General features: G+C 61.7%; 19 protein-coding genes. 12 read left to right on the top strand and 7 right to left on the bottom strand.

The window, feature by feature from the left end; genetic code table 11:
- The first annotated feature begins 99 nt into the window (after positions 1 to 99).
- Both BLU11_RS17735 and BLU11_RS17730 read left to right on the top strand, forming a co-directional pair.
- Positions 100 to 1,260 carry an iron-containing alcohol dehydrogenase gene (locus tag BLU11_RS17735; protein WP_090276653.1) on the top strand — a complete coding sequence of 387 codons (1,161 nt, stop codon included), beginning with the start codon at positions 100 to 102 and terminating at the stop codon, positions 1,258 to 1,260.
- 142 nt (positions 1,261 to 1,402) lie between these two features.
- Positions 1,403 to 1,837, top strand: coding sequence for an acyl-CoA thioesterase (locus BLU11_RS17730; protein WP_090275644.1), 435 nt, complete (start codon positions 1,403 to 1,405; stop codon positions 1,835 to 1,837).
- Here BLU11_RS17730 and BLU11_RS17725 read toward each other — a convergent pair whose 3' ends face one another.
- The 5 genes from BLU11_RS17725 to BLU11_RS17705 form a co-directional block, all read right to left on the bottom strand.
- Positions 1,838 to 2,698 carry a crotonase/enoyl-CoA hydratase family protein gene (locus BLU11_RS17725; RefSeq protein WP_090275642.1) on the bottom strand — a complete coding sequence of 287 codons (861 nt, stop codon included), beginning with the start codon at positions 2,696 to 2,698 and terminating at the stop codon, positions 1,838 to 1,840.
- A 184-nt stretch (positions 2,699 to 2,882) separates the two neighbouring features.
- Complete coding sequence (trmB, locus tag BLU11_RS17720; RefSeq protein WP_090276650.1) at positions 2,883 to 3,605, bottom strand: tRNA (guanosine(46)-N7)-methyltransferase TrmB; 723 nt, start codon at positions 3,603 to 3,605, stop codon at positions 2,883 to 2,885.
- 1 nt (position 3,606) lies between these two features.
- Positions 3,607 to 4,407, bottom strand: a complete 801-nt coding sequence (locus BLU11_RS17715; RefSeq protein WP_090275640.1) for a thiazole synthase — start codon at positions 4,405 to 4,407, stop codon at positions 3,607 to 3,609.
- 29 nt (positions 4,408 to 4,436) lie between these two features.
- A complete protein-coding gene (gene thiS, locus BLU11_RS17710; protein WP_090275637.1) occupies positions 4,437 to 4,637 on the bottom strand; it encodes a sulfur carrier protein ThiS in 201 nt (66 codons plus the stop codon).
- A gap of 88 nt (positions 4,638 to 4,725) precedes the next feature.
- On the bottom strand, positions 4,726 to 5,097 hold the full coding sequence (locus BLU11_RS17705; RefSeq protein ID WP_090275635.1) for a DUF423 domain-containing protein: 372 nt from the start codon (positions 5,095 to 5,097) through the stop codon (positions 4,726 to 4,728).
- Between the two features lie 74 nt (positions 5,098 to 5,171).
- Here BLU11_RS17705 and mtgA point away from each other — a divergent pair, with 74 nt between their 5' ends.
- Entirely contained in the window at positions 5,172 to 5,930 is a 759-nt protein-coding gene (gene mtgA, locus BLU11_RS17700) for a monofunctional biosynthetic peptidoglycan transglycosylase (protein WP_231702350.1), read from the top strand.
- Between the two features lie 87 nt (positions 5,931 to 6,017).
- On the opposite strand, the gene BLU11_RS17695 is transcribed toward mtgA, so the two are convergent.
- Both BLU11_RS17695 and BLU11_RS17690 read right to left on the bottom strand, forming a co-directional pair.
- Positions 6,018 to 7,067 (bottom strand): AraC family transcriptional regulator, encoded by a 1,050-nt coding sequence (locus BLU11_RS17695; protein ID WP_090275631.1) that lies wholly within the window; start codon positions 7,065 to 7,067, stop codon positions 6,018 to 6,020.
- Positions 7,060 to 7,977 (bottom strand): GGDEF domain-containing protein, encoded by a 918-nt coding sequence (locus BLU11_RS17690; RefSeq protein WP_090275629.1) that lies wholly within the window; start codon positions 7,975 to 7,977, stop codon positions 7,060 to 7,062. The genes BLU11_RS17695 and BLU11_RS17690 overlap by 8 nt, the downstream gene beginning before the upstream one ends.
- 315 nt (positions 7,978 to 8,292) lie before the next feature.
- On the opposite strand from BLU11_RS17690, the gene BLU11_RS17685 reads away from it, so the two are divergent.
- The 9 genes from BLU11_RS17685 (at position 8,293) to BLU11_RS17645 (ending at position 18,758) form a co-directional block, all read left to right on the top strand.
- A complete protein-coding gene (locus tag BLU11_RS17685) occupies positions 8,293 to 10,818 on the top strand; it encodes a TonB-dependent receptor (protein ID WP_090275627.1) in 2,526 nt (841 codons plus the stop codon).
- Between the two features lie 72 nt (positions 10,819 to 10,890).
- Positions 10,891 to 12,828: a phytase gene (locus tag BLU11_RS17680; RefSeq protein WP_090275624.1), complete on the top strand. Its 1,938-nt coding sequence runs from the start codon at positions 10,891 to 10,893 to the stop codon at positions 12,826 to 12,828.
- A gap of 13 nt (positions 12,829 to 12,841) precedes the next feature.
- Positions 12,842 to 13,525 (top strand): protein TolQ, encoded by a 684-nt coding sequence (tolQ, locus tag BLU11_RS17675; protein WP_090275622.1) that lies wholly within the window; start codon positions 12,842 to 12,844, stop codon positions 13,523 to 13,525.
- A gap of 3 nt (positions 13,526 to 13,528) precedes the next feature.
- On the top strand, positions 13,529 to 13,969 hold the full coding sequence (gene tolR, locus BLU11_RS17670; RefSeq protein ID WP_090275618.1) for a protein TolR: 441 nt from the start codon (positions 13,529 to 13,531) through the stop codon (positions 13,967 to 13,969).
- A 3-nt stretch (positions 13,970 to 13,972) separates the two neighbouring features.
- Complete coding sequence (locus BLU11_RS17665; RefSeq protein ID WP_090275617.1) at positions 13,973 to 14,767, top strand: energy transducer TonB; 795 nt, start codon at positions 13,973 to 13,975, stop codon at positions 14,765 to 14,767.
- 10 nt (positions 14,768 to 14,777) lie between these two features.
- Positions 14,778 to 16,769, top strand: coding sequence for a PhoX family protein (locus tag BLU11_RS17660; RefSeq protein WP_090275615.1), 1,992 nt, complete (start codon positions 14,778 to 14,780; stop codon positions 16,767 to 16,769).
- 97 nt (positions 16,770 to 16,866) lie between these two features.
- A complete protein-coding gene (locus BLU11_RS17655) occupies positions 16,867 to 17,739 on the top strand; it encodes a metallophosphoesterase family protein (protein WP_090275613.1) in 873 nt (290 codons plus the stop codon).
- Positions 17,740 to 17,835: 96 nt separating this feature from the next.
- Positions 17,836 to 18,288 (top strand): type II RES/Xre toxin-antitoxin system antitoxin, encoded by a 453-nt coding sequence (gene parS, locus BLU11_RS17650; RefSeq protein ID WP_090275611.1) that lies wholly within the window; start codon positions 17,836 to 17,838, stop codon positions 18,286 to 18,288.
- Positions 18,285 to 18,758 (top strand): RES family NAD+ phosphorylase, encoded by a 474-nt coding sequence (locus BLU11_RS17645; protein WP_090275609.1) that lies wholly within the window; start codon positions 18,285 to 18,287, stop codon positions 18,756 to 18,758. Before parS ends, BLU11_RS17645 begins: the two co-directional genes overlap by 4 nt.
- The last annotated feature ends 15 nt before the right edge of the window (positions 18,759 to 18,773 follow it).

Raw genomic sequence — 18,773 nt, 5'->3', positions numbered from 1 at the left:
TTCACGGCAGTCGATCTGTCCCGCCTGCGCTTGCCGCTCGGCACTCGTCCCCCTACAGTGAATGCTCATCCTTCTGCCATCTGCGACCACGAGGTGTCCATGCCATCTTTCAGCTTCGCCACCACCGCTCGAATTCTCTGTGAAACCGGTGCTGCCAGCCGCCTCGCGCAGCTGTGTCGGGAGCGAGATGCGCAGCGGGTATTGATCATCACTGACCCCGGCATTACCCAGCTGGGCCTGCTCGGTGATGTACTGCCGGGGTTCGCTGATACCGGCATGAGTGTCGAGGTATTTGATCAGGTCGTGGCCGATCCGCCGGAGGAGGTAGTGCTGGCCGCCATTCGACAGGCACGGGAGATGAATGCGCAGTTGATCATTGGCTTCGGTGGCGGCAGTTCGATGGACGTGGCCAAACTGGTGGCGCTGCTGGCCCATCCGCACAGCCAGCAAAGCCTGGCTGACATCTACGGTGTGGATAATGCCAAGGGCCAGCGTCTGCCACTGATTCAGGTGCCGACCACTGCCGGTACCGGCTCGGAAGTCACGCAGATTGCCATCATCACTACCGGCGCAACCACCAAGACCGGCGTGGTATCACCTTTGCTGTTGCCGGATCTGGCGGTACTGGACGCCGAATTGACGCTCGGACTGCCATCGGCGGTCACCGCCGCCACTGGCATCGACGCCATGGTGCATGCCATTGAGGCTTACACAAGCAAACTGAAAAAGAATCCGCTGTCCGATATGCTCGCCCGTGAGGCACTGCGCCTGTTGGCCGGGAATCTGGACGAGGCAGTGCACAACGGCAGCAACCGCGCATCACGACAGGCCATGCTGCTCGGCTCGCTGCTCGCCGGACAGGCCTTTGCCAACGCGCCAGTGGCGGCGGTACATGCCTTGGCCTATCCCCTGGGTGGGCATTTCCATATTCCCCATGGCCTATCCAACGCGCTGGTATTGCCCAGCGTGGTTTCCTTCAATGCGCCGGCTGCCGAGTCGCTGTATGCCGAGCTGACACCGCTGCTGGTGCCGGACTGCAATCCTGGGGATGATGCCAGCCTGACCGATCAGCTGATCACTGCGCTCTCGCAACTCAGCCCCCGCTGCAACCTGCCCAGTCGCCTGCGCGATGCCGGCGTGCCGGAGAGCAGCCTGGAGCTGCTGGCAAGCGAGGCCATGTTGCAACAACGGCTGCTGGTGAACAATCTGCGGGAAGTGACCGAGGCCGATGCCCTGGCGATTTATCGGCAGGCGTATTGATACAGGTACCGGGTTGTCGAGCGCTCGCTCGACGACTGCGGACAGATCGGCGTCACTAGCGCATCAGACAGTCCACCGGCGTAGCGCAGGCGCGCTGCACCCCCAAGGTGCTGCTACCCCTTCATTGAGACCGAGCCCCTTCATGACCACCACCCATCATCGCAACGATTACCCCTACCTGCACCCCATCACCACTCGTTGGCACGACAACGATATCTACGGGCATATCAACAACGTCACCTACTACGCCTTTTTCGACAGCGCGGTGAACAGCTGGTTGATCAACGAGGGCAGGCTGGATATTCACCTGGGCGAGCAAGTGGCTTTTGTGGTCAGTTCCGGCTGTGACTACTTTGCACCGGTGGCCTTTCCCGAGCCGATCGAGATAGGGGTGCGGGTAGCGAAGCTGGGCAACAGCTCCGTGCATTACGAACTGGCACTGTTCAAGGCCGGGGAGACCGAAGCCTGCGCCGCTGGGCGTTTCGTCCATGTGTTCGTCGAGCGCGCCAGCAACCGCGCCTGCCCGATTCCACCGGGGCCACGCGCGGCGCTGGAGCGATTGCTGGTAGATCGCTGATTACTCGAAGGGGCGCTCGTCCCACCAGGGATAGAACTCCGGCCGATCCGCGCTGGTACTGAGCTTGAACTCGGGAGCGCGTTTTTCCAGGAAAGAGCGTACGCCCTCCTTGGCATCCTCGGACTCACCCATAAAGGCAATCGCCCGCGAATCGATCTTGTGCGCTTCCATCGGATGATCGGCACCCAGCATGCGCCAGATCATCTGGCGATTGAGCAGGGCCGACATGGGCGCGGTGTTGTCGGCAATTTCCCGGGCCAGTTCGTAGGCCGCCGGCATGAGCTCGTCCGGCTCATGAATGCTGCGGACCAAACCACCCTTGAGCGCTTCCTCCGCGCCGAACACACGGCCGGTGTAAGCCCACTCCATTGCCTGCATAGGGCCCACAAGGCGCGGCAGGAACCAGCTGGAGCAGGCCTCCATGGTGATGCCACGGCGGGCAAACACAAAACCGAATTTGGCAGTGGTCGAGGCCAGGCGGATATCCATCGGCAAGGTCATGGTCACGCCCACACCCACCGCTGCGCCATTGAATGCGCCGATCACCGGCTTGGTGCATTCGTAGATGCGCAGCGAGACAGTACCGCCGCCGTCGCGCAGATCGGCGCCCTCGGGCTGATCGCTCCGGGTATGGCGGTTGAAGGTATCGCCGCCCTTCTCCAGATCGGCGCCGGCACAGAAGGCGCGCCCGGCACCGGTGACAATGATCACCCGCACGGCGTCATCGGCGTCAGCTGCATCGAAGGCAGCGATCAGCTCCCGACGCATCGGGCCATTGAAGGCATTCATCCGCTCAGGGCGGTTGAGGGTCAGGGTGAGAATACCGTCCTGTACCTGATAATCGAGGGTTTCAAATTGCATGGTGGCTCCGCTGCAGATTGTTGGTCTGGATGGAAGCCAGTGTAGGTAGCAGGGCCCGATCGGACCATTACTCTTGGTAATTGCTATGGGAGGTCATAGGCAGGACCGATGGCGCGCCTAGAGTTTGCCGGTTGACTCCGTGCCCGCTGATATTGGCTGGCCTTGCGGCCAGCACCAGCACAGGCTAGTCGATGCGCTCGAACTTCAGATCCCAGACCCCATGCCCCAGCCGCTCACCGCGCTTTTCGAACTTGGTAATCGGACGCTCCTCCGGGCGGGAGACGAAAGTGCCATCGGCTGCCTGGTTACGATAACCGGGCGCTACGCTCATCACCTCAAGCATCTGCTCGGCATAATGTTCCCAGTCAGTGGCCATATGCAGCACGCCACCAACCTTCAGCTTGCGCCGCACCAATTCGGCAAACGCCGGCTGCACGATGCGCCGCTTGTTGTGCTTCTTCTTGTGCCATGGGTCAGGGAAGAACAGCAGCAGGCGGTCGAGGCTACCGTCAGGAACCGCCTGATTCAGCACTTCGATGGCATCGCAGTCATACACCCGCACATTCTGCACGCCGGCATTGAGTACGCCATTGAGCAGCGCGCCGACACCGGGACGGTGCACTTCGATACCGATAAAATCCTGCTCCGGCGCAGCCTGGGCCATTTCCAGCAGGGAATGCCCCATGCCGAAGCCGATCTCCAGAGTACGTGGCGCCTGACGGCCAAACACCGCATCCAGATCCAGCGCGCCGTCAGCCAGGCTCAGACCAAACTGTGGCCAGCCCTTCTCCACGCCGCGTTGCTGGCCTTCGGTCATGCGCCCGGCACGCATCACGAAACTGCGGATGGTACGGCGCGGGTGACCTTCAGCGTCCGGGGTCTGCTCCGGGTCCTGGCTCTCGTTCATCTCACTCATTTCCGACAAAGGTTCCTTCCAGAGGCGAGGAAGCAGCAGCGTACAATCGACGTGGCATGCGCCCCGCCAGGTAAGCACCACGGCCAGCGAGCACAGCATGCTTCATCGCCTCGGCCATCAATACCGGCTTCTGCGCCCCGGCGATAGCCGTATTCATCAACACTCCGGCACAGCCCAGCTCCATGGCAATGGTTGCGTCCGAAGCGGTACCCACACCCGCATCGACCAATACCGGTACGGTGGCTTCTTCGAGAATGATCCGCAGGTTGTAGGGGTTGCAGATGCCCAGACCGGAACCGATCAGGCCGGCCAGCGGCATCACCGCCACGCAGCCGATCTCCGCCAGCTGGCGGGCGATGATCGGGTCGTCGCTGGTGTAAACCATGACATCAAAACCATCCTTGACCAGCACTTCGGCGGCTTTAATGGTTTCTACCACGTTGGGGAACAGGGTCTTCTGATCAGCCAGCACTTCCAGCTTGACCAGGTTGCGGCCATCCAGCAGCTCGCGGGCCAGGCGGCACGTGCGCACCGCATCCTCTGCGGTAAAGCAACCGGCGGTGTTGGGCAGGATGGTGTAACGATCCGGCGGAACCACATCGAGCAGATTAGGCTCTCCGGGATTCTGGCCAATATTGGTGCGGCGGATGGCCACGGTGACGATTTCCGCGCCCGAGGCTTCGATGGCATCCCGCGTTTCGTCCATGTCCTTGTACTTTCCGGTGCCGACCAAAAGGCGGGAACGGTAACGAACACCGGCAATTTCCAGCGCGTCTTGTTGCATATCTGTCATAGGTTTCTCCGCGGCAACCAGAGAGGTTTCTAGCCGCCGCCAATGGCGTGGACGATTTCGACCCGATCACCGTCGTTCAGACGTGTGTCGGCATACTGACTACGCGGCACGATCTCCAGATTCAGCTCGACGGCCAGTCGCTTGCCGGTCAATTCCAGCTGCTCGACCAGGTCGGCCAGGCTGATGGAGGAATCGAGAGGATGGGCTTCGCCATTCAATTTGATCTGCATGGAACAACTCGATGAAGTCAGGAATCAGGCCGGTCATGATAGCGTGAAACGGGCTTGCCTGCCTATCGTTGGGCGTGTCGGCAGCGAGTCACATCGAACGCCAGACACCCATTCCGAAACACACCCAGGCCGCCAGAAAACACACGCCACCGATCGGCGTGACCATGCCCAGGCGCAGACCGCCGAGGGTCATCAGATACAGGCTGCCGGAAAACAGCAGAATGCCGACCACGAACAGCGCTCCCGAGGCCTTGAACAGCGCACTTTCAGGCCAGCGCAACAGGAGCAGTGCCACACCGATCAGCGCTGCCGTGTGCCAGAGCTGATATTGCACTCCGGTCTGAAATACACCCAGCATCTTCTCCGGTAGCCGACTACGCAGAGCGTGGGCGGCAAAGGCGCCCAGCGCCACGCCGGTGAAGCCGCTGAGCGCTGCCAGCAGCAACAGGACCTTGGCCATCAATGAAGTCTCCGTCTCGATGGGTTTATACTGCGGCACAGTCTACACCACCCTTTTTGCCGGCAGACGAGCCAATCCTATTGAAGACGATTCTGCGCAAAACCACCAAATGGCTGCTGATTCTCCTACTGTTCAGCCTACTACCGGTCATCCTGTTCCGCTGGGTGCCCGTACCCGGCTCGATGCTGATGGCTGAACGTTGGATCGAGGCGCGCAGTGACAACCGCCAGCTGGACTTTCACAAGCGTTGGCTGCCCTACCGGCAGATACCCGACAACATCAAAATGGCGGTCATCGCCGCCGAAGATCAGCGCTTTGCCGAGCATCATGGCCTCGACCTCAAGGCAATCCAGGCCGCGCTCGAACACAACCAGCGTGGCGGCAATCTGCGGGGCGCCAGCACCCTGAGCCAACAGGTCGCCAAGAACCTGTTTCTCTGGTCGGACCGCAGCTGGCTGCGCAAGGGGCTGGAAGTCTGGTTCACTCTGGCCATCGAGACGCTCTGGCCCAAGCAACGGATTCTTGAGGTGTACCTGAATATCGTCGAATGGGACGATGGGGTATTCGGTGTCTCCGCCGCTGCCGAACACCATTTCGGCGTAGCGGCAGGCGTCCTGTCCGATCAGCAGGCCGCGCAGTTGGCCGCGGTCCTGCCAAGCCCGCTCCGCTGGAGCGCCGCCAACCCACCGGCCCATGCTCTGCAGCGCAGCAACTGGATTCGCCGCCAGGCCCGCCAGCTGGGCGGCAGCCATTACCTGCGACAGATGGAAGCCGGACGCGATTGGCCGCAGTGGTTGAGTCCGCGTTATTGGAGTCAGCGGCTGGGTAGTTGAGGGGCCAGGCTGGATTCGGCCTGGCGAGCGCAGACGGCCGCGCTCGGACTTGATGAACGGATTTGCGCTTGCTGCGAAGCAGGCGCGCTACCTCCCGGACATCAGCCAGTTCTGCAGCTCGCTGGGCAATAACCCGGTCCAGCGCCGCAGGGAGCGGCGGAAGTTGGCGCGGTCAGTGAAGTTGAGGTAATCGGCAACGTCTTCGCTGGAATAGCCGCGGCTCTGGTAGAGCTCCAGGGCCACACTGGAGCGGGCCCGATCCAATTGCTGCTGGAAGCCGGTACCGTGCTTGTGCAATTTACGCTTGAGAGTTGCAGCGCTCATGTCGAAGGCCTCGGCCACGCCTTCCAGCCGCAACGGGCGACGAACATGCGCCACCAGATAGTCATGCAGACTGTCCAGCAGACTCTGCGAGGCGGGCAACGCCGACAACATGAGCAAGCCTTCCTGCTCCGCCACCTGACCCGCAGTAGCCGAGGCGCCGAGCCAGGGCTTATACAGAAAATCACGCGGCAGGCACATCTGGTTCAGCGGACTGCCGAAGCGCAGTCGCTCGCCGAGATGCACCCAATACTGTTCGGTATAACGCGGCTGTTCGTGACTCAGGTGGAACGACCAGGGCAGGCGTTGGCCGGATAACCACTGGCTCATGCCCATGACGGCGGCCATACCTGCCTCGATCAGAAACACGCCCTGCGCGCCCACCCCGAAGCTGTCGCCCCACTCCAGCCAGATATGGTGCTCATCGACCCGCAGACGCAGGCGCAGCAACGGCCATAACAACGGTTGCAAGCGCACCAGACGCTCCAGCGCCTCCAGCAGATTGACCGCGTGCCCCAGAGCATGGCTGGCGGCCCCGAAATGCCCAGGCAGCCACTGCTGGCCAAGCAGGAAAGAGGTGTCGTCAGCATGCATCTGCTGCTGAACATTGGCGATCAGAAGCAGAAACTGCTGCGGGCTGACCCGTTGATGCCCGGTGAGAATATCCTCATGGAACAGACCGGTGCCCTGCAGCAGACGATGCGCATTGACACCGCGGCCCAGCGCCAGGTCGATTAGACTGGCAGGCTGGTAGTGCGCCGGAATGAAGCGGATATCGCACTCCAGCCAGCCACTGCGCACGCTGGGCCTATCCATACTTCACCGTCAGGCTCTGCTTGGCCCGCGCCATGGCGATATTGAGCCGCTGCAACAACGTGTCCGCATCCTCATCCCGGGCCATCAGCGCCACCACGCTGGCTGACAAATCAACACGCTCGCCGTGACGGCTGCTCTTGTAGGCCAGGCTGCGCACCGCCTCGCCTACTTCCCCGGCCAACACCTGCGCCTGCCGCTCACCCGTATGCGGCAGGACAATCACAAACCTGTCTCCCGCCAGACGGCACAACAGATCATGCTGACGCAGATTCAGCAGCAATAATTGAGTCAGCACCTGCAGCAGACGATCGCCCTCACCATGACCATATTCCCGATTAACTCTGGAAAAGCCGTCCAGATCCAGCATGATCATCGACAATGGCTGTCGGTCCTTTTCGGCCTCGGTTAACGCCAGCTGGAACTGGGTTTTCAGATAATTGGCATCACCCAGCGGGGTCAGCTTGTCGAATTGGCGATGCTCACGAAACACCCGCTCGCGGTTGCGCATCTGTTCATTAATCGCCAACTGCTCCCTGTGCCAGTGGAAGATCCCCATGGTCAGCAAGGCAAAGCCGAGCGGCATGGGCCCGGACTCCAGCCAGCCGTCCCAAGCCACCGCATCAGGCAGCACAATGAACTCATCCACAGTGTCCATGAACAGACTGAAGAATAGGCAGGCCAGCCCGAAGAACAACAGGTTGGTCACATAGCCGGCCGGGCGGCTCTTGAGCAGCAGGCCGGTCCAGGTCAGCAGTAGCACCGCCGAACCACCCTCGCCGGCGATATCCAGCCAGTCCCAGACAGCCAGCGGCTTGATCTCGCCGGCCAGCAGGTGCAGCAACAGCCCGGTATGGGCAGCGATCAGCAAGCCGGCGAGCTTGAAGCGGTGCATGGCGAGCATGGATGTCATGATGATTCTCCGTTCATGCAGGCAAGCTAACCAGCCATTGATGACAATCCGGTTGCATGCGCCGGGGTCATATCAGCTCAGCGCATAAGTCGTTAGCGCAGCTGTTTCGTCACCTGGACCCCCGCTAAACGCGTCGGCACCCGCCCATAGCCCAACGGCAATAGTCAAATCAGCTCAAACACCATCTGAAGTGCTCATGATCACATCCATTTGCGCCCGTTCGGGGCACGACCGTCACAGAACTGAAATCTGACCTGCCTAAGGTGCATCCCCAGAACGGCCCGGCAGCGGCCGCCTTTTTCCAGGGAGATCACCATGTCCGTGCAACATGCCATGACTCGGAGCACCGGGTTTCGTCTCAGCGCGCTGGCGCTGGCCATCGCCGTAAGCGCGCCGCTGTATGCGCAGACCCAGCAACCCGAAGTGGTTGATGTCATTGGCCAGGCCGCGCAGCTGGAGCAGGCGCTGGACGATCAGCGCCGCGCCAATACTATAAAAAGCGTGGTACATGCCGACGCCATCGGCCAGTTGCCCGATGACAACGCCGCCGAGGCCCTGCAGCGTATCCCCGGCCTGTCGGTTGAGCGCGACCAGGGTGAAGGCCGCTTTGTGCGGGTGCGCGGGCTGAGTTCAGATCTGAACAGCGTGACCATCAACGGTACTCTGGTGCCGGCACCAGAGGATGATCGCCGGGCGGTGGCCATGGATGTGTTGCCCAGCGAGCTGGTGCAGTCGCTGTCGGTGGTCAAGACGTTGACGCCGGATATGGACGCCAACTCCCTGGGCGGCACCATCGAGGTCGAAAGCCTGTCAGCCTTCGACCATGACGGCCTGTTCTACAGCCTCAGCGCCGAAGGCAGCCATGACGAGAATACCAGCGAGAACAGCCCCAAACTATCCGCCGCCTTCAGCAACCGCTTCAGTATTGGCGATGGCGTGGACAACTTCGGTATCGCCGCTGCCCTGAGTTGGCAGGAGCGGGAGTTCGGTTCGGATAACGTCGAAACCGGCGGCGCCTGGGACTTCGATGACGGCAACCAGCTGGAGGAAGTTGAGCAGCGCCGCTACGACATCACCCGCGAGCGCACCGGTTTCGGTCTGAACCTGGATTACCGCCCGGATGAGCACAGCGAAGTCTGGCTGCGTACCCTCTATAGCCGCTACAAGGACGACGAGGTGCGCCAGGGTCTGGTCACCGAGTTCGCCGATCCGCAATTGTCCGGTGAGCTGGGCGACGCCGAAGTCTCCCGCGAGCTCAAGGCCCGCGAGGAAACCCAGGAGGTCAAGAGCTTCGTGTTCGGCGGCAAACGCCAGCTGGGCGAGTGGGGCATCAGTGCGCAGGCCGGATACAGCAAGGCCGGCGAGGATAGCCCCGGTGGTATCGGCAATGCGGCTTTCGAAGGCAATGATGATTTCAGCAATATCGGCTACAACGGCACCCGCAAACCACGGCTGCGCAGCGGAGCGGACTTGCATGACCCCAACAATTTCAGCCTGACCGAACTCGAATGGGAGAAGCAGAAAACCACCGACACCGAGAAGAACATCAAGCTCGACCTGACCCGGGACTTCTACCTGAGCAGCATGCCCTCGCAGGTGGCCTTCGGCGGCAAGGTAAGCCGTCGGGAAAAGGACAACGACCTGGATATCTGGACCTATGAAGACTTCGGTGATCTGGGTTTCAGCGACGCTCAGTTGAACCTGTCCGGCTTCACCCGTGGCACCACCGATTACGGTCTGGGCCGTTTCGGACCGGAAATCTCCGACAGCGCGGTGGAGAATCTGATCAGTGGCCTGGATAGGGACAGTTTCTACAACGAAGAGGAGTCACGCATCAACGACTTCACCATCGAGGAAGACATCAACGCCGCCTACCTGATGAGTACCCTGGATATCGATGACCTGCGCATCATCGCTGGGATTCGCTATGAAAGCACCAGGCTGAAGGCCCGCGGCACCGGCCTGGACAATGGCGAATTCACCGCCAATAACACCAACAACAAATACGATCACTGGCTGCCGGGCCTCCATGCCATCTACCAGCTCAACGACAAGACCCAGATCCGCACCGCCTGGACCAACAGCGTGGTGCGCCCAACCTTCGGTCAGCTATTCCCCGGCTTCATGATGGATGATGACGAGGCCGAGTTCGGCAACCCTGACCTCAACCCGCTGGAGTCCGCCAACTTCGACCTCGGCATCGAGCACTACATGGGTCGCGCCGGTGCCGTGTCGGCCTTTCTGTTCTACAAGGACATCGACAACTTCGTCTATACCGCGGATGTCGCCGGCACCGGTGACTATGTCGATTTCAGCGAAGCCATCACTTCGGTCAACGGCGAAAGCGCCGAGGTCTATGGACTGGAGCTGGCCTACTCCCAGAAGTTCAGCTGGCTGCCAGCTCCATGGAACGGCTTGCTGCTGAATGCCAACACCACCTTCACCCACTCGGACGCCGACATCGAACAGTTCGACCCGGATCTGGGTGCCATGCGTGGCCGCAGTATCAGCCTGCCGGGTCAGTCCGACGTCACCGGCAACCTGACGGTCGGCTGGGAAAACGACAGCCTGAGTCTGCGCTTGTCGACCAACTACAAATCCGACTACCTGGACGAGGTCGGCGATGTGCTGGACTCGCGCTATGACTACCAAGTGGATGACCAGCTGTTCGTCGACTTCAGCGCCAGCTACTTCCTGCGCGACAACCTGCAGGTGTTCTTCGAGGCGCAGAACCTCACCGACGAGTCCTACTACGTCTACACCGGCAGCCGCCGCTACAACGCCCAATACGAAGAGTACGGCCCGAGCTACAAGATCGGCCTGACTCTGACGCACTTCTGATCCGACCGCACGGCGGGCCTGCGGGCCCGTCACTCGGCGTTCCCCACTGACACTTGCTGTGAAGGAATATTCATGTATCACCGATTTCGCCTGACACCCCTGGCCGCTCTGGCTCTGTCCGGCCTGCTTACCGCCTGTTCCGGCGCCGCCGACCAGCCAAGCGCTTATAGCGAGCGCAGCGTGCAAAACGCAGCCCTGCAAGCCTGGTCACCGGCCCATGCCCAGAGCGCCGAATCCTGGCTGCTGCTGAACAACGGCCAGCGCCTGGCTGCCAATGCTGACGGCCTCTGGCTGCTGGATGCACGCGGCCAGAAACGGGCGCAACACTCTGGCAACTTCAGCGCCCTGGATGCCCGGATGCTGGGCGAGCAACTGCTGATCGCCACCACCGAAACCGCGCTGCAACAGCCGACTCTGCTGCAAGCCGATGCCGACAGCCTGACCGTGCGCCGCAAGCTGGTGCTGCCGAGCAGCGATTACCGCATCGAGAATCTGTGTTTGTACCGGGATGACGCAAGCAACCTGCACCTGTTCATCATCGGTGAGGAAGGCAAAGGCGATCAGTGGCTGGTTGGCAGCGCCAGCCAGCTGCTGGAGCAAGCGGCCCATGTGCGCAGCCTGGGCCTGCCGCCGGAAGCCGAGCATTGCGCGGTGGATGAGCAGCAGCACTTGCTGTACGTCAACGAGGAAAGCGTTGGCATCTGGGCCTACGGTGCCCACCCCGAAGCGGAACTTGGCCGCCAGCCAGTGGACATGCTCGCCCCCTTCGGTGGTCTGCAGGAACTGGTCGCTGGTCTGACCGTGATCCCCGGCGGTCTGATGGCACTGGATGCGGATGCGCGCCAGTTGCACAGCTACCGTCTAACTGCGGAGGGCTGGGAAGCGCTTGCACCGCTGGTGCTGGATGGCACAGTGGAGCCGGAGCGGCTGACTGCGCGCGCAGTCGACGGACAGGCCGAACTGCTGATCGTGGATGGTGACGATGGCCGGCTGTACCAGAGCCGTATCGATTGGCCCCACAAAACGCTGAACAGCAACGAGTCGATGCCGATGGTACAGCCACTGGCACAGACCGAATCGGTACCCAGCGTCGGCGACGCCGCCGATGATCCGGCGATCTGGCTGCACCCAACCGACCCGGCTCAGTCCCGCGTGCTGGGCACCGACAAGCGCAATGGCCTGGCTGTTTACGATCTGCAGGGTCAGCAGTTGCAGTATCTGCACGCGGGCCGCTTGAACAACGTAGATGTGCGCAGCGGCTTCCAACTGGGCGAGCAGCAGCTGGATCTGGCCGTAGCCAGTAACCGCGACCACAACAGCCTGCAGCTGTTCGGCATCGACCCGGTCGCCGGCGGCCTGCGGGATTTAGGCCAAATTGCGACACCGCTGGACGAGATCTACGGCCTGTGCATGGGTCAGGCAGCGGATGGGCGCATCTACGCCATCGCCAATGACAAGGATGGCCGGTTTCTGCAATACCGGCTGGATGGCCGCAGCGGTGAAGCACGCGGCGAGCTGGTACGTGAGTTCTCCGTCGCCACCCAGCCCGAGGGCTGCGTAGTGGATGATCAGCGCCAGCACCTGTTCATTGGCGAAGAAGGCGAAGCGGTCTGGGCACTGGATGCCGGTGAGGATGCCTCCACCGAAATGACCCGTGTAATCAACGTCGACGGCCCGGTCGAGGCGGATATCGAAGGTCTGGCCCTCTATCAACACCCGGAACATCCCTATCTGGTGATCTCCAGTCAGGGCAACGACAGCTACGTGGTCACTGACGCCGAGCCACCCTTCGCCCTGCGCGGCAGCTTCCGCATTGGTCTGAACGCCGAACTGGGTATCGACGGCGTATCCGAAACCGATGGTCTGGAAGTCACCTCTGCCAATCTCGGCGGCCCTTGGAGCGCCGGGATGCTGATGGTGCAGGACGGTCGCAAGCGCATGCCGGAAGGCAATCAGAACTACAAATATGTGCCTTGGCAGAGTATCGCCGACGCGCTGCAACTGGATTAAGGAGCAGATACCCATGGAAACCACCCACAACATGTCGCCCTGGACGCTGATTGCCGAAGCCAGCCTGCTGGTACAACTGGTGATGCTGATTCTGGTGCTTGCCTCGCTGATCTCCTGGTTTCTGATCGTCCAGCGCAGCAGCCTGATGGCCTCGGCCAGGCATTCGCTGTCACGCTTCGAGCAGAGCTTCCGGTCGAAAGACAGCAACCTCAAGCAGCTGTACCAGAAACAGCAGCCCGAGAGCCCCGGCGTGGAAGGCATCTTCTACGCCGGCTACTACGAGTTCGCCCATCTGCAGAGCCAGCAAAGCGAGCCGGAAGCGGTAATGGAAGGCGTGCAACGTGCCATGCACGTAGCCATCTCCCGGGAACAACAACGCCTGGAAAAGCATCTGCCATTCCTCGCCACAGTCGGCTCGGTCAGCCCCTATATCGGGCTGTTCGGCACCGTGTGGGGCATCATGAATTCCTTTATCGGCCTGTCGCAGTCCGAGCAGGCGACCCTGGCAGCGGTAGCGCCGGGCATTGCCGAAGCGCTGATCGCCACCGCCATCGGTCTGTTTGCGGCCATTCCCGCGGTGATCGCCTACAACCGCTTTGCCGCGCGCAGTGAAGGGTTGGTCAGCCGCTATTACGACTTCGCCGAAGAGTTCTCGATCATCCTGCACCGTCGCCTGCACAACCGGGCGGGGAACTGAACCATGCGTCCAGCCCGTAGAAAGCTCCGGCCCAACGCGGAAATGAACGTGGTGCCCTATATCGACGTGATGCTGGTGCTGCTGGTGATCTTCATGGTCACCGCGCCCATGCTCACCCAGGGCGTACAGATCGAACTGCCCAAGGTCGCCAGCGAAGCCCTGGCCAATGACGACCCTCTCAATATTGTCACCTTATCGATAGATGATGAGGGTCACTACCACTGGAACGAAGGCGACACAGTTGATACCGAGGAGTACACCGACAGCAGCAGTTCGCTGGAGGAGATGCGCCAGCGCATCAGTGCCCTGGTCGCCGCCAGACCCGATACCCAGATCTTCATCCGGGCTGACCGCCACGCTGATTACGGCGCGGTGATCGAAGGCATGGCCGCATTGCAGCAGGGCGGCATAACCCGGTTGAGTTTGATTACCGAGGCCCCCTGACACATGAACACCTTGATCCCGACCACTACACTACACCGGGCCCGCCGCGCCGACAGCTGGCTGCTGCCTGCCGCAGCCACCCTGCTGCTGCACGGCGGGGCCATCGGGATGCTGTACAGCAGTTGGTCACCCGAGCCGCCGGCCAGCGCACCGCCGTCGGTGATGGTCATGCAGCTGGTCACCCTGCCCAGCCCGGCGCCGGAGCCGCCCACTGTTGAACCTGAACCGCTGCCCGAACCGGTGGTAGAAGCCGAACCGCCGGCACCGCTGGAGCCGCAGGTGGATCAGGCCGCAATTGCTCGCAAGCGTTTGGAGGAGCAGCAGGAGCGCGAACGTCAGGAGCAACAACGTCTCGTCGAGCAGCGCCGCCAGCAGGAGCAGGAACAACAACGGCACGACCAGCAGCAACGCGAGCTGGCCGAGCAGTACGCCCGTGAAGAGCAGCAACGGCTGGCCGCCGAGGCTGAAGCTCAGAGGCTGGCCGATGCTGAGGCCGCACGTCGCGCCGCCGAAGCAGCGGCCATTGCCCAGTACCAGCCGATCAGCAAAAAGCCGCCGACCTATCCGCGCCGGGCGCTGGATAAACAGCTGGAAGGGGATTGCACGGTAAGTTACACGGTCACCCGTGACGGACGCGTCAGTAATCCCCAGGTGATCGACAGTGCCTGTGACGATCCACTGTTCGCTCGCCCATCGCTGGCCGCCGCCAAGTCCTTCCGCTACCAGCCGCGCGTTATCAATGGCCAGGCTGTGGCCGTGGACGATGTGCGCAACACCTTCCGCTACCGCATTCAATGATGAGCAGAACATGAGACAGGAACATCATCACTACCACGACGACCTGCAAGCGGTGGACGACCGTCGGCTCAACCCGAGTCAGGCCACCGATTTGGATACCATCGTCAGCCGCAGCCGGCGTCAGGTACTCAAGGGCGGGCTGGCACTGGCCGCCTTCGGGTTGTTCGGCGGCAGTCTGCTGGGTTGCCAACGCAGTACCCCCGGCGCCCAACCGTTGGTCGCCCCACTGATGGGCTTTACCGGGGTGGCCGCGCAAACCGGCGCGGACTTCGACCGCATTCTGGTAGCCGACGGCTACCGCGCCGAGGCTTTCTTCAGCTGGGGCGATGCGGTGCTGGACAGCGCCCCACCCTGGCGGGATGACGCCTCCCAGGACTGGCAGGCGCAACTGTTGCAGGCCGGCGACAACCATGACGGCATGCACTTCTTCCCCTTCGAGGAGGCGCCCAACGCGCACGGTCTGCTGGTGATCAACCACGAGTACATCAACCCGACGCTGCATAGCGACGGGTTCAGCTACACCGAGCTGCAAGACGGTCGCCGTCAGCGTCCGCTGGATCAGGTACGTAAGGAACAGGCGGCCCACGGTGTCAGCGTATTGGAAATCCGCAGGGATACCGAAGGCCAGTGGCAGCGGGTGTCAGGCTCGCGCTATCACCGACGCATCAGTGCCATGACACCAATGGTTGTCAGCGGCCCGCTGCGTGGCGACCGGCGCATGCGTACCGCCAGCGACCCAAGCGGCACCGAAGTGCTGGGCACCCTGAACAACTGCTCAATGGGCGTCACGCCCTGGGGCACCTATCTGACCTGCGAAGAGAACTTCCACAACTACTTCGTCAATCGCGACGCTGCCGACCATGCCAGCCGCCCGACCCACCAGCGCTACGGCATCGGCCAGGGCCAGCGCAGCGCCTACTACGCCTGGGAGTCGGTCGACGCCCGCTTTGATGCCACCCCGGATGAGCAACAACCGCATCAGGGCCACGTCAACGAACCGCATCGCTTCGGCTGGGTAGTGGAAATCGACCCCTTCGATCCCTACAGCACCCCGATAAAGCGCACCGCCATGGGTCGACTGGGCCGCGAATGTTCGGTGCTATCCATGGGCGACGACGGACGCATGGCAGTTTATTCCGGGGATGATGCCCGGGGTGAATACGTATGGAAGTTCATTCCCGACGGCCGCCATGACCCGGCCAACCGCGCCGCCAGCCGCGACCTGCTGGACAGCGGCATCCTGTACGCCGCGCGTTTCGACGAAGACGGTCGCGGCCACTGGCTGCCGCTGATCTGGGGCGTGCAGGGCCTGACCGCAGCCAATGGCTTTGCCGACCAGCAAGCAGTGTTGCTCAATGCCCGGGGCGCCGCCGATATTCTCGGTGCCACGCCGATGGACCGCCCGGAATGGGTCGCGGTGCATCCCGAGAGCCGCGAGGTGTATGTCACTCTGACCAACAATCATGAGCGCGGCGACCGTTCGCCGCTGGACGCCGCTAATCCGCGCCCGAACAACCAGCACGGGCAGATTCTGCGCTGGCGCGAAGATGGCGCCGACCCGGCGGCCACCGCCTTCAAGTGGGACCTGTTCCTGCTCGCCGGGGATCAGCCCGGTGCTACGGATGCCGAAGGCCAGCCGCTGCCGGATAACCTGATCGGCACTATCCAGGGCGACATCTTTTCCTCCCCGGACGGGCTGGCCTTCGACGGCGGCGGACGCCTGTGGATTCAGACCGACTCCGACGAAGAGGCCGCCCATACCGTCAACACTGGCTGCAACCAATTACTCTGCGCTGACCCGCAGACCCGCGAAGTACGGCGTTTTCTGGTCGGCCCACGCGGCGCGGAAATCACCGGCATCACCTGGACCCCGGACTACCGAACGCTATGGATCAACGTCCAGCACCCCGGCATCAGCTACCCCGCCAGCGATGGCCACAGCCGCCCGCGCTCCACTACTGTGATGATCACCCATGAGGATGGAAGGGTGATAGGCAGTTGATGGAAGCCAGCCCCGGAGACAACCCACCTGGGTGTGTCGAGCGCCTGCTCGACGCAAGGGTAAACACAACTTTCAAGCCCCACCACAAGGAATATCCATGAAACTCCGCACCCTGCTATCCACCTGCCTGCTGCTCGGCAGCGTTATCGCCCCGCCTCTAACCAGCGCCGCCGAGCCGGTGCTGCGCTTTGCCATCCTCGGTGATGCCGAGCCCAAGCCCAAGGCGGAATTCCCCGGCCTGGCCGCCGCCGTCGGCCACGTCAATCATCTGACCGACACCCACGACCTCGACTTTGTCATCGGCGTCGGCGATATCGCGCACAAGGGCACCGAACTGCAATACGAAGCCGTTACCCCGGTGCTGCAACGCCTGACACTGCCCTTCTACCCGATCATGGGCAACGAGGAACACAGCTCAACCGTCGAGCGTTATATGGAATATGCCCAGCGCTGGAACGAAGGCAAGGTCGAGATACCCGGCCCCAGCTATGTCATGGAGTTCGAGCAACTGGCACTGGTCATGGCTTCTCCCGATGAGGGTCGGGATTTTCATGATGAAGGCGTCGCCTGGGTCAAGCAGCAGGTCCAGCAGCTGCATCCCAAACCGGTACTGCTGGTCGTCCACGGCGCTCCCGCCGGCACCTTCCCGGAAAACCCGGATAAGGGCATCCACCACCCCGGCTTTGCCGACGTCAGCACTCAGCCCAACCTGGTGGCGATGATCTCCGGCGACCTTCATATGGATCTGGAACGCAGCGAGCACTCGAAACAGATCGACGGCGTGCACCATCTGCACATCCCGGCGCTGGAGCGCACCAAGATCCCCGATGAAGATCAGCATGTGCCGATGTTTCGGGTATTGACGGTGATGGATGATAATCAGGTGATCGTGGATACCTATCAGGTGGGTATCGTCGAACCGCTGGCGCGACACGACTATCGCTTCAGCTTGGACCGGGAGGCGCAGTAACAGTCTCCCTGGCCCAGATGCCCGCCTGTGCAGTTTGACGCATGCCCGAGCGTCAGCAATACTCCAAATGAAACACACCAAACAACCAGGTGGCTTATGACCTCACCCGTATTCAAAACCTACGAGCCACCCCAAACGTCGGAGAAAACAGTTTGGTATCAGATCGGTCTGCCAAGCAGGGGGCAGGCTTTATACCAGATCGTCCAGGAAGGCGTGCCTTACACGACCTACACCAAACTGGTGGAACTGTCTGGTGCCGACGTCAAGAAGCTGTCCGAGATGCTGGCTATCCCACTCACCACAGTGAATCGCCGGGCCAAATCCGGCCGATTCAGTACCCATGAAAGTGACCGGATCGTCCAGTTCGTCGAAGTCTATGAAGCCGCAGTGAGGCTGTTTGAAGGGGACCGGGAAGCTGCCCGCCAGTGGATGAAATCGCCCATCAAGGGGCTCGGCGGGAAAGCACCCATGGAAATGTTGTCTACCGGCGTTGAGCTGGATGCGGTGATCGACATGATTGGCCGACTGGAACACGGAATTGTTGCGTGACCGCAGAGACGCAAACCTACTATCGGATAATCAAACAGAAATGGGCAGCCTCGGCCTTCGATGGTGAGGGCGCCCGACTGTATGGCGGTCGTTGGAACAGCAAAGGCAGGCCCTGCGTCTATCTCACGTCCAGCGTTTCACTGGCAACGCTGGAAATGCTGGCTCATCTGAACTCGACGGCGCTGTTAAGTACCTACACCCTGTTTACGGTGACTATTCCCGTTGAACATATTCGCGAGCTGGGCCACGCACATCTACCCACAAACTGGCGGGCTGACCCCGCACCAAGCGAGACGGCCATGATCGGCGATGAGTGGCTGGCATCGTGCGATGGTGTCGGCCTGCTCCTACCTAGTACCATCACCCCCAGTGAAAATAATCTCCTGCTTAACCCGACTCATGCTGCTTTCGCAGCCTGCGTCAAAAGCGCTGCACGATCCGATTATGCTTTTGATAAGCGCTTGAAGTAGTTCCAGGGATCACCC

Source organism: Halopseudomonas litoralis (assembly GCF_900105005.1).
GTDB lineage: Bacteria > Pseudomonadota > Gammaproteobacteria > Pseudomonadales > Pseudomonadaceae > Halopseudomonas > Halopseudomonas litoralis.
The sequence above is the reverse complement of the archived record's forward strand: the minus strand, read 5'-3'. Positions and strand labels throughout refer to the sequence as shown.

What these genes read in the sequence shown, in the direction of transcription:
- BLU11_RS17735 (WP_090276653.1), top strand. Translation starts at nt 100, where the DNA reads ATGCCATCTTTCAGCTTCGCCACCACCGCTCGAATTCTCTGTGAAACC.
- BLU11_RS17730 (WP_090275644.1), top strand. Translation starts at nt 1,403, where the DNA reads ATGACCACCACCCATCATCGCAACGATTACCCCTACCTGCACCCCATC.
- BLU11_RS17725 (WP_090275642.1), bottom strand. Translation starts at nt 2,698, where the DNA reads ATGCAATTTGAAACCCTCGATTATCAGGTACAGGACGGTATTCTCACC.
- trmB (WP_090276650.1), bottom strand. Translation starts at nt 3,605, where the DNA reads ATGAACGAGAGCCAGGACCCGGAGCAGACCCCGGACGCTGAAGGTCAC.
- BLU11_RS17715 (WP_090275640.1), bottom strand. Translation starts at nt 4,407, where the DNA reads ATGACAGATATGCAACAAGACGCGCTGGAAATTGCCGGTGTTCGTTAC.
- thiS (WP_090275637.1), bottom strand. Translation starts at nt 4,637, where the DNA reads ATGCAGATCAAATTGAATGGCGAAGCCCATCCTCTCGATTCCTCCATC.
- BLU11_RS17705 (WP_090275635.1), bottom strand. Translation starts at nt 5,097, where the DNA reads ATGGCCAAGGTCCTGTTGCTGCTGGCAGCGCTCAGCGGCTTCACCGGC.
- BLU11_RS17695 (WP_090275631.1), bottom strand. Translation starts at nt 7,067, where the DNA reads ATGGATAGGCCCAGCGTGCGCAGTGGCTGGCTGGAGTGCGATATCCGC.
- BLU11_RS17690 (WP_090275629.1), bottom strand. Translation starts at nt 7,977, where the DNA reads ATGACATCCATGCTCGCCATGCACCGCTTCAAGCTCGCCGGCTTGCTG.
- BLU11_RS17685 (WP_090275627.1), top strand. Translation starts at nt 8,293, where the DNA reads ATGTCCGTGCAACATGCCATGACTCGGAGCACCGGGTTTCGTCTCAGC.
- BLU11_RS17680 (WP_090275624.1), top strand. Translation starts at nt 10,891, where the DNA reads ATGTATCACCGATTTCGCCTGACACCCCTGGCCGCTCTGGCTCTGTCC.
- tolQ (WP_090275622.1), top strand. Translation starts at nt 12,842, where the DNA reads ATGGAAACCACCCACAACATGTCGCCCTGGACGCTGATTGCCGAAGCC.
- tolR (WP_090275618.1), top strand. Translation starts at nt 13,529, where the DNA reads ATGCGTCCAGCCCGTAGAAAGCTCCGGCCCAACGCGGAAATGAACGTG.
- BLU11_RS17665 (WP_090275617.1), top strand. Translation starts at nt 13,973, where the DNA reads ATGAACACCTTGATCCCGACCACTACACTACACCGGGCCCGCCGCGCC.
- BLU11_RS17660 (WP_090275615.1), top strand. Translation starts at nt 14,778, where the DNA reads ATGAGACAGGAACATCATCACTACCACGACGACCTGCAAGCGGTGGAC.
- BLU11_RS17655 (WP_090275613.1), top strand. Translation starts at nt 16,867, where the DNA reads ATGAAACTCCGCACCCTGCTATCCACCTGCCTGCTGCTCGGCAGCGTT.
- parS (WP_090275611.1), top strand. Translation starts at nt 17,836, where the DNA reads ATGACCTCACCCGTATTCAAAACCTACGAGCCACCCCAAACGTCGGAG.